We start from the raw sequence: 11,738 nt of genomic DNA, 5'->3' as shown, positions 1-11,738 counted from the left end.
CCGGGCGCGGAATGGGAGAACCAAGGCGATGGACGACCTGGAATTCAAGCGCCGTTACGGCCCCTGGGCGTTGATCGCCGGGGCGTCGGAAGGAACCGGCGCATCTTTCGCGCGGCAACTCTCCGCGAAGGGCCTGAACCTTATCCTCGTCGCCCGGCGCGAAGGGCCGCTCGCCGCGCTGGCGCAGGAACTGCGCGCGGCGCACGGGACGCAGTGCATCACCGCCACCATCGACCTCGCCGCCGAGGATGCCGCGCAGCAATTGCTCGGCGCGGCGGAGGGGCGCGAGGTGGGGCTGCTGATCCTCAACGCCGGTGCCGATCCCAACGGCGCGATGTTCCTCGATAATGCCGTCGCCAACTGGGACGTGCTGGTCATGCGCAATGTCATGACGACGATGCGCGCGCTTCATGCCTTTGCCGCGCCGATGCGGCAGCGCGGGCGGGGCGGATTGATGGTGGTGGGATCGGGCGCCTGTTACGGCGGCCTGCCCGGCATCAACGTCTATGCCGCGACCAAGGCGTTCGATCTGGTGCTGAGCGAAGCGCTCTGGGCCGAACTGGAGCCGCACGGGGTCGATGTCCTCAGCTATGTGCTTGGTCGAACCGATACGCCTGCCCACCGCGAACTGATGGAGGCGCGCGGCATGGCGGTCCCGGCCGGGCTTGCCGATGCCGACGACGTGGCCCGCCTTGGCCTCGAACGCCTGCCTTTCGGCCCGGTGTGCAACTGGGGCGAGGCCGACGACGAGGCGGTGATGTCCGCTTCCTCCGCTGCCCAGCGCCGGGCCCGCATTCGCCAGATCGCCGCGATTTCGGCTGCCTACACCGTGAAGGGATGACGCAGTGACCGATATCCTTGCCGAGCTTGCCGACAAGCAGGCGATCACCGAGCAGATCTACCGCTACTGCCGCAGCGTCGACCGGCTCGACGTGCCGCTCGGCCACAGCGTGTTTCACGAAGATGCCACTGCCGACTATGGCCCGCATGGGTATAGCGGACCGGGGCGCGGCGCGATCGACTGGATATGCGAGGCGCACGGGAACCTGCTGCACCACACTCATCAGGTTTCCAATATCCTGATCGAACTGGCGGGCACGCGCGCTTCCAGCGAGGCCTATGTCACCGCCACCCTGCGCATGGAGCGCGAGGGGCGCACCATGCAGATCGAGAACTGGGCGCGCTACTGCGACACCTGGTCGAAACGGGGCGGCCACTGGGCGATCGACCGGCGCCAGACCGTCATCGAATTCGATGCGATCAGCGAGGTCACGCCGATGAAGAAGCATGAAACCGCCACGCGCGGGAAGGACGACCCGTCTTACGCCATACTGGAGAGCCGGTCGTGAAGGACTGCAAGATTTCCGTCTCGTTCGACATGCGTTCGCCAGATTGGGCCACGCCGACGCACGAACTCTACCGTGCCGCAATCGAGATGGCCGCCTTCGTCGACAGGATCGGCGCCGACCAGATCGGCCTCATGCAGCACCACGGGTCGGACGACGGCTACCTGCCGCAGCCTTTCGCGCTGGCAGGCGGCATGGCGGCGGTGACCAGCCGGATCCGCTTCCTCCTTGGCGCGGTGATCCTGCCGCTGCACGATCCGCTGGAACTGGCCGAACAGATCGCGGTGGTGGACAACATGTCGAACGGCCGTCTCGGCGTGATCTTCGGCGCGGGCTATGTCCCCTATGAATTCGCGATGTTCCGCAAGTCGCTGGGCGACCGCGCAAAGCTGATGGACGAGGGGCTGGAGATCATCCTGCGCGCCCTCAAGGGTGAGCGTTTCGAGCATACCAGTGATGCCGGAACGCGCCCCATTTTCGTGCGCCCGCTGCCAGTGCAGGAGCCGGAGGACATCGTCCTCGTCGGCGGCGGCGTGCCGGCCTCGGCTCGGCGCGCAGCGAAGTTCGGCGTCGGGTTCGGGCCGATGAAGGGCGACCTCGTCGACATTTACCTCGCCGAATGCGAACGCCTCGGCAATCGCCCGCGCACGTACTTTCGCCCTCGGCCCGGCATGCCGCTGGCGATCCACTTATGCGAAGATCCGGATGAGGGGTGGGAGGCCATCGCCCCCCACGCCGTCCACGTCATCACCGAATATGCCAAGTGGGCGGAGGCCGAAGGCAATGCATCCAGCTCGCCCTTCAAGGGCCTGACCGACCCGGCCGTGCTGCGCCACGCCGGGATGTTCGCTGCCTGGACCCCGCAGATGCTGCTGGAAAAGGTGGCCGAAATGGAAGGCGGCAACATCGGATTCCAGCCCCTCCTCGGCGGCCTCTCGCCGCAGCAGGGCTGGAAGAGCCTGAAGCTGCTTGAAAAGACGATGCCCGCGCTGCGCAAGGCGATTTCGGCGTGAAAGCCGCCTGCATCGAAAACGGGCAGGTCCACGTCCGCGAACTGCCCGACCCCGAACCGGGCAAGGGGCAAGCCCTCGTGCGCACGCACTCCTGCGGCCTTTGTGCATCGGACGCGCATTTCATCTCCGGCGGCCAGAACATCATCGACCTCTCGCGTCGCATGGGTGGGCCCTATGCCGCGCTGGAATACACCCGCGCCTTCGTGCCGGGGCACGAGTTCGTGGGTGAAGTGCTGGACTACGGCGCAGGCAGTCGCCGCGCTGTCACACCGGGGCGGCGGGTCACCTCGGTGCCGATCATGCGGCAGGGCGGGGCACATGCGGTGGTCGGCTTCAGCCATACCTGCCCGGGCGGATGCGGCGAACTGATGCTGCTCGACGAGGACTTCCTCCTCGAAGTGCCCGAAGGCTTGCCCGACGATCACGCCGCGATGATAGAACCCCTTGCCGTAGGCCTCGAACACGCAAGGCGCGGGCGCCCGGACAAGGACGATGTCGCGCTGGTGCTTGGCTGCGGTGCGATCGGACTCGGCGTGATAGCCGGCCTTGCGCTGGCGGGCGTTGCCCCGATCGTAGCCGCCGATTTCCATGCCGACCGCCGCGAACTGGCGCTGCGCATGGGTGCCCACATCGCCATCGATCCGCGCGAGACAGACCCCTACGGCCCCCTGCCGGACCTGGGCAGCCGGCGCGTCAATCTCGTCTACGAAAACGTCGGCGTGCCCGGAATGCTGCAGCGGATCATCGAGAGCGCCCCCTTCGACGGGCGCATCGTCATGGGCGGCTACTGCATGGAACCCGAGCCACTTTATGTCTTCGCCGCGCAGAACAAGCGTCTCAACATCCAGTTCGCCGGCGGTGAGGAACCGCAGGACATGGAACTCGCTTTGCGCAGCATCGCGGATGGCCGCATCGACGTAACGCCGTGGCTGGGGGGAAGGATTGGCCTGGGCGAAGTGGCCGAAGCGATCGCCAATCTGTCGGGGCCTGGGACTCCGGTTCGCACGGTCGTTGACCCGCGTTTGATGTGAGGGTGAAGGTGTTTTGAAGGGGAAAACCTGGGGCCATTGCCCCAGACCCCGTTACTGTCGTCGTCATGCGCGCAGCCACCTCGCGCATTCCTTGCCGCAGGCTGTACTGTCTCCCGGCTCACCGTGGGCGGGGGAGGCTGCTGCGCGCGTGACATCGACGTTCCCGGGGGCTGGGGCAATGGCCCCAGGTCGTCACCCTTCCAACTGTTCGCTCAAGGACCTTGCCGCCCCTCGAAGAACCTCCTTTAATCGAGGTAATTCGCTGCGCAGCGCTGCCCCGATCCCGATCGCGACCAGTGCGTGGCTAGGTGATCCTGTACCTTTCCATACCGGAGCGGCGATCACGGTGACGCCGGCAATGTAGTTCCCGGCGTCCACCGCGACGCCGGTTTCGCGTGCTTCCTCGACTTGGGCGCACCAGTTCTCCCAAGAGGGCGCTTCGTCCCAGCGCAAGTGTTCGAAGCGGGGCCGGAGGTCGCCTTCCGGGTAGTTTCCGAAGGCGGCGATGCAGCGGCCGGTGGCGGAGACCAGCGCCGGGAAGCGGCTGCCGACCTGGGTGGAGAGCTGGAAGTTCTGCCCTGACTGCGACATCGCCGTCACGATGATGTGATCCAGCCCGAAGACCTGCACCCCCAGAGTGGTGATCCCGAATTCGCGCGCCAGCCGGTCGAGTGCGGGTTGGGCGAGGTCGTTGAACTGGTCGCGTCGCAGCCATGCGCGGGCCAGCGTGAGGACGCCGGCATCGAGGGCGTAGCGCTTTGTGTCGCCGTCGAAAGCCACCAGTTCCTCGGCCACCAGGGCGCGCAGCACATAGAGACAGGTACTGGGAACCAGCCCGAGTTCGCGGGCGATGGACTGGACCCCCATCGGGGAGCCGCGTTTGCCGAGCAGGCGCAGGACGGCGGCCGCACGGGCGATGGCTGGGGCCTTGCTGGCCTTCACGGTGTCGTCGAGGTTTGTCATTCAATATATAGAATAACATTCAATATTTACAAAAACAAGCAACCCATGCCAGACTTTGCTGAACACAAGGAAAATTCCTTTCGGCGCGATTCGAGAGGAGGGAACGGGACAGTTGATGGCCAAGGTGATCTCAGGGCTTACCGACTACACAAGCTATGCCGATGCGCAGGCCCGTGCCTCGTCGGCGGCGCTGTGGGAGTTGTTTGACGGCGACCGGGAGCATCTCAACATCGCGCATGAATGCGTGACGCGCCATGCTGACGGCTCCGGCCGTCCGGCTGTGCGCATTGCCCATGCCGACGGCAGTGACGAAATCCTCAGTTTCGATACGATTTCCACCGGCGCGGCGCGGTTTGCGCACTGGCTCGATGCCGAGGGCGTGCAGCCAGGCGAGCGGATTGCCTTCATGCTGGAGCCGTCGCTGCCGTTCTATGTCTGCCTGTTCGGGGCGATGCAGACGGGGGCGATCTCGGTGCCGCTGTTCACCCTGTTCGGCCCGGACGCGCTGCGGCTTCGGGTGGGGGACTGCGAACCTTCGATCCTCATTACCAATGCCGAAAAGGCGGATCTTGCCCGCTCGATCGCGGTGGATGGCCCCAATGGAGAAAAATGGCCGCGCGTGGTCGTGGCGGACGAGGTATTTCTCGCCTCGCTGGCGGACCTGCCGACCACTTATGTACCCAGGACCCGCGCCAATGACATGGCGGTGTTCCAGTACACCAGCGGAACGACGCGCGAACTGCCCGAGGCGGTCAAGCATTCGCACCGTACGCTTGTAACGCTGATGTTTGCGGCGCTTTACGGCACCGGCATCCGGCCGGGGGATGAATTCTTCTGCCCCTCAAGCCCCGCATGGGGGCATGGGCTGTGGCACGGCACGCTGGCTCCGCTGGCGCTGGGTGTGACCACGGGCACTTTTGCGGGCCGCTTCGATCCGGTGCGGTTGATGAAGGCGCTGGACGATTTTGCCATCACCAACATGTCGGCCGCCGCGACGCATTACCGCATGATGAAGAACAGCGGGAAAGCGGCGGACTTCGCGTTTCACTTCGAGAAGCTGTCTTTCACGGGAGAGCCGATCGACCCGGCGACGCTGGAGTGGATCGACGCGTGGTTCAAGGTCCCCGCCTGCTCGATGTACGGCACGACCGAGATCGGCGTGGTGCTGGTGAACTACCCCGGCGCAGCCGACTTCACGGTAAAACCGGGGTCGCTGGGCAAGGCGGTTCCGGGCCAGAAACTGGAAGTCCACCGGGCCGACGGCTCCATCTGCGACCCCGGCGAGATCGGGGAACTGATGCTCTGGAGAGCCAAAAAGGGCGAAGAGGGCGGGTGGATGACAACCAAGGACCGCGCCCGCACCGATGAGGATGGCACTTTCTACCACTGCGGCCGGGCTGACGACGTGATCATCTCTGCCGGCTGGACGATGAGCGCGGTCGAGATCGAGAACACCATGCTGCGCCACGACAACGTGATGGAATGCGGCGTGATCGGAGTCCCCGACGAGCAGCGCGGACAGGTGGTGAAGGCCTTCGTCGTCGCCAACCGCGCGTGCGACGACGCCTTCGTGCGCGAACTGCAGGACTTCACCCGTGAGCGCCTGGCCCAGCACGAATTCCCGCGCATCGTCGAGTTCGTCGATGAACTGCCCAAGAACCCCGCAGGCAAGGTCCACCGCAAGATGCTGCGCGACCGCGAAGCGGCGAAAGCCGCCGAAGCCGTCGCCTGACAAGATTCGAAAGTTTGAGGAGTAGAGAAATGGCTACCACAGCAGAACCGAAGAACAAGTTCCCCAAGATCACCGAGGAGGGCCTCGACGATCTGCGCAAGCGCATCGGCGTGAAGATCGAGAACACCGTCGAGCCCTGGAACTACGAAGCCACCCGCGATGCCATTCGCCACTACGCCCACGGCATCGGCGACGATAACCCGCTGTGGTGCGACCCGGAATATGCGGCGAAGACCAAGTACGGCACCGTCGTCGCGCTGCCCTCGTTCCTGTTCACCACCAGCCGTATCATCTCGGGCTACTGCGGCGGTCTGTCGGGCGTCCACGCCATGTGGGCGGGTGCCGACTGGACCTGGCACAAGCCGGTGCTGCGCAATGACACGATCAGTGCCGTGGCTTCGCTCAAGGACCTGGTCGAACACCAGACCAAGTTCGCCGGACGCTCGTTCCAGCAGATCTACCATGTCGACTTCTTCAACCAGTCGGGCGACCACGTTGCCGGCGCCGACAGCTGGGTCTTCCGCACCGACCGCGACGAAGCGCGTGAGCGCGGCACCAAATACACCGAGGCCCGCGGCCGCGTCGAACCCTTCACCCAGGAGCAGCTCGACGAGTTCTACGAAATCTACGACCAGGAAGAGACGCGCGGTGCGATCCCGCGCTACTTCGAGGACGTGAACGTGGGCGACAAGCTGCCGCCGATGATGAAGGGCCCGATGACCGTCACGGGCTTCATCTGCTACGCGCAGGGCTGGGGCGGCCTCTACATCCGCGCCAACAAGCTCGCCTACAAGATGCAGAAGGCCCACCCGGGCCTGGGCATCCGCAACCGCTTCAACGTGCCGGACTGCCCCGAGCGCGTACACTGGGACGAAGCCTTCGCTCTCGAAGTCGGCGCGCCGGGCGCCTATGATTACGGCCCGGAGCGTTGCTCGTGGCTGACCCACCACATGACCGACTGGATCGGCGATGACGGCTTCCTGCACAAGTCGAACTGCCAGATCCGCCGCCACAACCCGGACGGCGATGCCATGGTCCTCACCGGCGAAGTGACGCGCAAGTTCGTCGAGAACGGCAAGTGCTACGTCGAGGTGGCCCAGAAGGCGACCACGCATCGCGGTGAGCTTTCGGCCTTCGGCACTTCGGTGGCGGAACTGCCGAGCAAGGGCTGACGGTAAAAGGGAAGGTGCGAGGGCCATCGCCCTCGCGCTCCCGGACTTGTCGAACTTGCACCTCGTAGCTGCGCGGTGCAGCCTCGACATTAATGGGAGCGCGAGGGGGCCAGGCATTTCGACTGGGAAAACCCCCCGCATCTGAACTGAGAAGTCTTTCTATGACCTCGACTTGGGCTGGCCCGCTTGCAGGCGTTCGTGTGATCGACTTCACGCGCGTGCTTGCCGGGCCTGCGGCCAGCCTTGCTCTTGCCGACATGGGCGCCGAGGTTTTCAAGATCGAGCCGCCCGGTTCCGGCGACGAAACCCGCAGCTTCCCGCCGATCCGGGATGGGGAAAGCCACTATTACCTCGCCGTCAATCGCGGCAAGAAGTCCATCGTCGTCGATCTCAAGAGCGAGGAGGGACTGGCCCTCGTCAAGGACCTCGCAGCGCACTGCGACGTGCTGGTCGAGAATTACCGGCCCGGCGTGATGGAGCGGCTGGGACTGGGCTGGGAAGAACTCCACAAGGTCAATCCGCGCCTCGTCTACTGTTCGATTTCCGGCTTCGGCCAGACCGGCCCGTTGAAGGATCGGCCAAGCTTCGACATCGTGCTTCAGGCGATGTCGGGCGCGCTGTCGATGAACGGCGAGCCGGACGGGCTGCCTACCAAGCTGGGCATTCCGCTGGGTGATCTGGTGGGCGGGATCAACGGGCCGATCGGGATTCTCTCCGCGCTCTACGAGCGGGAGCGGACCGGGCTTGGCCGGCATATCGACGTCAGTCTGATGGACGGGCTGATGGGCATGCTGGGCTATATCGCCCAGCTTGCCTTCTTCACCGGCAGTGACCCGCAGCGGGTAGGTTCGCAGCATCCCAATCTGGTGCCCTACGGTATCTTTCCGGCGCGGGAGGGCTCCATCGTCATCGCTTGCCTGACGCCGGGGTTCTGGGGCCGCATATGCAAGTCCATCGGCCAGCCGGACCTTGCCACCGACCCGCGCTACGACACGCTGGAAAAGCGGCGCGATGCGCGCGAGGAGGTCAATGCCATCGTTGCGGCATTCACCTCGCTCCATAGCGTCGACGAACTGGTGGAAATATTCACGGCGGCGGAAGTGCCGCATGCCCCGATACTTGGCGTTACCGAAGCCCTGGCCCAGCCGCAGGCCATGGCGCGCGGGATGGTGGTGGAGGCGCAGCACGCGGCGCTTGGTGCCATCCCCATCGTCAACCGCTCGATCCGTTTCACCGATGCCGATCAACCCGTACCCGAAGCGCCTCCGGTGTTGGGCCAGCACACCGACGCGATCCTGGGCGAGGTACTCGATCTATCGCCCGAGCGGATCGCGGCGTTAAGGGCGTCGGGTATCGTTGCCTGATAGCCGAACCTGCGTCATTGCGAGCAGGAGCGGGAGAGAGATAATCATGTCAGAGCTTCGTTTCGATGGCCGCGTCGCCGTGATTACCGGGGGTGGCCGCGGTCTTGGCCGGGCGCATGCAATGCTGCTGGCGAGCCGGGGCTGCAAGATCGTGGTCAACGATCCCGGTGTGTCGATGGCGGGCGATGTCACATTGGAAGGCCCTGCCGAAGCGCTCGCCGCCGAAATCCGCGCGGCTGGCGGTGAGGCCATCGCCAACACCGACAGCGTCGCCACACCCCAAGGCGGCAAGGCCATTATCGACGCCGCGCTGGACGCCTTCGGGCGGATCGACATTCTGATCCATTCGGCCGGCAACGTGCGGCGGGGCTCGCTTTGCAATCTGGGTTACGAGGACTTCTCGGCGGTTCTCGACGTGCACCTGAAGGGCGCCTATCATGTCGTGCGCGAGGCCTTCCCGCACATGATGGCGCAGGGCTTTGGCCGCATCGTCCTGACCAGTTCGATCAACGGGCTCTACGGCAAGTCCGACAATGTCACCTACGCGATTTGCAAGGCGGGCTTCATGGGCCTGTCGAACACCGCCGCGATCGAAGGGCAGCATAGCAACGTTCGCTCTAACCTCATCGTCCCGGCTGCCGTCACCCGCATGTCCGAAGGGATCGACACCAGCAAATTTCCGCCGATGGAGCCCGAGCAGGTCGCCCCCATGGTCGCTTATCTGTGCCACGAGGACTGCCAGGCCACCGGCGAAATGTACGTAGCGATGGGAGGCCGCCTAGGCCGCGCCCGGATTACCGAAAACGCAGGCCTTTACCGCCCCGAATGGTCGCTGGAAGACGTGGCGGACCAGATTGATGCCATCCGCGAGGGCGGCGATGCACTGGCCTTCCCGCCCGTCCCCGATGGTCAGTTGGATCACCTGCTCTACGGCTTCGGGATGATCCGCGAGGGCTGACCCTTTACAGCATCGAACTCAGCACCTGCGATGCCGCAGGGCGCTCGCGCTTGGCCTGGTAGAGCTTGGCGTCGGCGTTGCGTAGCAGGGTTTCTAGGTCCGTCCCGCTCTCGCTGGAGACGACAGTGCCCACGCAGGCGGAGATGCTGATGCCGTCCGCGCCGATCTGGAAGGGCTGGGCAATGGCCGCGATGATGCGCCGTGCCAGCAGTTCCGCTTCCTCGTGCCGGTTGAGGCCGAACTGGACGATCCCGAACTCGTCGCCGCCGAGCCGCGCGACGATGTCGCCGGCGCGCACCGCACCGCGCAGCCGCTCGGCCACGGCGGCAAGGAGTTCGTCTCCGGCGGCGTGGCCGTAGCGGTCGTTGACCGGCTTGAACCCGTCGAGGTCGAGATAGTGTACCGCCACAACGCTTCCGGTGCCGAGCAGTGAGGCATTCTCGTCGAAATACTCACGCAGGGCCAGGCGGTTGGGCAGCGCCGTCAGCCCGTCACGCCGGGCCAGGGACACCGAGGTAAGCCGCTTGCCGATCTCGGTCATCACCATCCGGTGCTGGGTAAGAACCGACTGTGCCCCCCCGGAGAGGAACGCCGCTGCGATCAGGCTCATCCCGGCATGGACTGGCTCGAGCCGCAGCGCGGACACCGCGATGGAGGGCCCAAGCGCCATGACCATGCTGGGTATCGCAACCAGCGGCCGCAGCCCGGTGCCCGTCGCTACGCCGGCGCAATAGCCCACGAGCACACAGATCGTCAGCATATGCGACGAAAGGTCCGGCCCCGCGAAAACGATGCCGCCAAGCGCGCCGAGCAGGGCTGCATAAAGATAATACGGTCCGGCGTAGCTCAACTCCAGCCGCCGTGCCGATCGGCGATCGAGCGCCGCCGTCATTGCCCGGTTGCGCAGGCTGATGGTGATGCCCACGCGGATAAGGCAGGCGAAGAAGGTGGCCAGCCCAACGGCCCACAGCAAAGTGCTGCCCGCGCTGCGTCCGATCAGCGAGACGTACAGGCCGGTGATCCCCAGCATGATCTTGGATGGCAGAACGTTCGCATAAAGACTGCGAACCAGCTCGATGTAAACTTTTTCGGAAAGAGCGTCGGATTGCGTCATTTCTCAGGCATCGCCAGTCATTAAGCATGTACCAATACACGAAATATCGGGCTGTGCGAGAATTCACCTAGGCGTTGTCCCTGAGTGGCACGATGCGATGCAGCCTGCGCGGCATTAGTATTTCGCAGGCCGCGCGAAGCTGAACCTGCGCTGAAAATGAGAAACTTTGCAGGGCAGTCGTGGTTCTTGAATCGAGAGGTTGCCACGCACGGCGCAGAAAATGGGTTCGCTATGTCTAACGACAGAGAGTTGATCGTCGATGCTCCATACTTTGATCTCCCTGTAATACTGGTGTTTAACGCCGCATTATGGGTTGCGATAATTGCATTGGTTGCAGCGGCATTTTAAAAAACTGACGGCCAAGTTCGGATTGTCGTTCGACGTGTCCTTTGCTGCGCGTCGCGGGTCGGGAGTTTTCCGAAAAAAAGCCGGGCTGATCTCACTGCTCGGCCTTTATCAACGCGCGGTGAGGAAAGCCTGTCGAGCGTTGATATCATAGCGAATCGATAACTGGCGTCTCGGCGTGAGGCCTTCTGTGAGAAAGCGCCTGAGTGCTTTTCGCCAGAACGCGGTAGGCAATATACGCGGATTTTCGGCCGGACTTACTACCGCGTCTTCGACGTGCGCGACGGCGCCCTGCGCATGGTCCGGGGCCTGCGCGTCGAGCAGAAGGAAGTGGACGCCGCCAGCGATCGCCGCGACAATGCCCGGATGACCCAAAAATACCTCAAAATTCAGCGGTTTACAAAGCTGTATGGGATGTGCTGAGATCGAGAATTGGAGCGTGAGGGAATCGAAATATGGCCCAGAAGACCAGCTTTTTGGACGTTTTCTTTGGCACAAGAATTAATGTGGCCCCCAATCTGGCCCCCAAATGCGCCGGATGTAGACGGTTGGCGAAGAACAAGCGCATTCGGCTGTTGATTGCCACTGAGATGTGACCCGGGATTACCATTGAGAATTGACCCGGGTGGGTATGAGTTATGTGCTGCCGTTGACCGGCAGGTTCAAGATGCGGGCTTCTCCTTTCTCGCTTTGGGCGCAG

Annotated in this window: 11 protein-coding genes; 9 read left to right on the top strand and 2 right to left on the bottom strand. The window is 64.2% G+C overall.

From position 1 onward, the window contains the following. Positions 1-28 precede the first annotated feature (28 nt). Genes GVL61_RS12985 through GVL61_RS12970 form a run of 4 tightly spaced genes read left to right on the top strand, consistent with a single transcriptional unit; the run spans position 29 to position 3,390 of the window. Positions 29-841 (top strand): SDR family oxidoreductase, encoded by an 813-nt coding sequence (locus tag GVL61_RS12985; RefSeq protein ID WP_159980696.1) that lies wholly within the window; start codon positions 29-31, stop codon positions 839-841. Positions 842-845: 4 nt separating this feature from the next. Beyond that, positions 846-1,349, top strand: a complete 504-nt coding sequence (locus GVL61_RS12980) for a nuclear transport factor 2 family protein (RefSeq protein ID WP_159980694.1) — start codon at positions 846-848, stop codon at positions 1,347-1,349. Beyond that, positions 1,346-2,359, top strand: a complete 1,014-nt coding sequence (locus GVL61_RS12975) for an LLM class flavin-dependent oxidoreductase (protein WP_159980692.1) — start codon at positions 1,346-1,348, stop codon at positions 2,357-2,359. Before GVL61_RS12980 ends, GVL61_RS12975 begins: the two co-directional genes overlap by 4 nt. Continuing rightward, the gene (locus GVL61_RS12970; RefSeq protein WP_159980690.1) at positions 2,356-3,390 is read left to right on the top strand and encodes a zinc-binding dehydrogenase; all 1,035 of its coding nucleotides are present in this window, start codon (positions 2,356-2,358) and stop codon (positions 3,388-3,390) included. Before GVL61_RS12975 ends, GVL61_RS12970 begins: the two co-directional genes overlap by 4 nt. Positions 3,391-3,582: 192 nt before the next feature. Here the strand turns inward: GVL61_RS12970 and GVL61_RS12965 are convergent, their stop codons facing one another. Next, the gene (locus tag GVL61_RS12965; protein ID WP_159980688.1) at positions 3,583-4,353 is read right to left on the bottom strand and encodes an IclR family transcriptional regulator; all 771 of its coding nucleotides are present in this window, start codon (positions 4,351-4,353) and stop codon (positions 3,583-3,585) included. A 115-nt stretch (positions 4,354-4,468) separates the two neighbouring features. Here GVL61_RS12965 and GVL61_RS12960 point away from each other — a divergent pair, with 115 nt between their 5' ends. The 4 genes from GVL61_RS12960 (at position 4,469) to GVL61_RS12945 (ending at position 9,579) form a co-directional block, all read left to right on the top strand. Then, positions 4,469-6,085, top strand: a complete 1,617-nt coding sequence (locus GVL61_RS12960; RefSeq protein WP_200844822.1) for an acyl-CoA synthetase — start codon at positions 4,469-4,471, stop codon at positions 6,083-6,085. A gap of 29 nt (positions 6,086-6,114) precedes the next feature. Further along, positions 6,115-7,257: a MaoC family dehydratase N-terminal domain-containing protein gene (locus GVL61_RS12955; protein ID WP_159980686.1), complete on the top strand. Its 1,143-nt coding sequence runs from the start codon at positions 6,115-6,117 to the stop codon at positions 7,255-7,257. Positions 7,258-7,418: 161 nt separating this feature from the next. Further along, positions 7,419-8,621 carry a CaiB/BaiF CoA-transferase family protein gene (locus GVL61_RS12950; protein ID WP_159980684.1) on the top strand — a complete coding sequence of 401 codons (1,203 nt, stop codon included), beginning with the start codon at positions 7,419-7,421 and terminating at the stop codon, positions 8,619-8,621. Between the two features lie 46 nt (positions 8,622-8,667). Continuing rightward, positions 8,668-9,579 carry an SDR family NAD(P)-dependent oxidoreductase gene (locus tag GVL61_RS12945; RefSeq protein WP_159980682.1) on the top strand — a complete coding sequence of 304 codons (912 nt, stop codon included), beginning with the start codon at positions 8,668-8,670 and terminating at the stop codon, positions 9,577-9,579. A 4-nt stretch (positions 9,580-9,583) separates the two neighbouring features. Here the strand turns inward: GVL61_RS12945 and GVL61_RS12940 are convergent, their stop codons facing one another. Further along, on the bottom strand, positions 9,584-10,693 hold the full coding sequence (locus tag GVL61_RS12940; RefSeq protein ID WP_159980680.1) for a GGDEF domain-containing protein: 1,110 nt from the start codon (positions 10,691-10,693) through the stop codon (positions 9,584-9,586). Positions 10,694-11,314: 621 nt separating this feature from the next. Between GVL61_RS12940 and GVL61_RS12935 the strand changes: the two genes are divergently transcribed. Continuing rightward, positions 11,315-11,461: a hypothetical protein gene (locus GVL61_RS12935; protein WP_159980670.1), complete on the top strand. Its 147-nt coding sequence runs from the start codon at positions 11,315-11,317 to the stop codon at positions 11,459-11,461. Positions 11,462-11,738: the final 277 nt, after the last annotated feature.

The sequence above is a fragment of the Novosphingobium sp. 18050 genome, assembly GCF_902706195.1.
In the GTDB taxonomy this organism is placed as follows: Bacteria; Pseudomonadota; Alphaproteobacteria; order Sphingomonadales; family Sphingomonadaceae; genus Novosphingobium.
This window is presented reverse-complemented; position numbering and strand designations above follow the sequence as displayed.

Coding starts and splice junctions, on each gene's coding strand:
- GVL61_RS12940 (WP_159980680.1), bottom strand. CDS start 10,693: ATGACGCAATCCGACGCTCTTTCCGAAAAAGTTTACATCGAGCTGGTT.
- GVL61_RS12960 (WP_200844822.1), top strand. CDS start 4,469: ATGGCCAAGGTGATCTCAGGGCTTACCGACTACACAAGCTATGCCGAT.
- GVL61_RS12965 (WP_159980688.1), bottom strand. CDS start 4,353: ATGACAAACCTCGACGACACCGTGAAGGCCAGCAAGGCCCCAGCCATC.
- GVL61_RS12955 (WP_159980686.1), top strand. CDS start 6,115: ATGGCTACCACAGCAGAACCGAAGAACAAGTTCCCCAAGATCACCGAG.
- GVL61_RS12945 (WP_159980682.1), top strand. CDS start 8,668: ATGTCAGAGCTTCGTTTCGATGGCCGCGTCGCCGTGATTACCGGGGGT.
- GVL61_RS12950 (WP_159980684.1), top strand. CDS start 7,419: ATGACCTCGACTTGGGCTGGCCCGCTTGCAGGCGTTCGTGTGATCGAC.
- GVL61_RS12985 (WP_159980696.1), top strand. CDS start 29: ATGGACGACCTGGAATTCAAGCGCCGTTACGGCCCCTGGGCGTTGATC.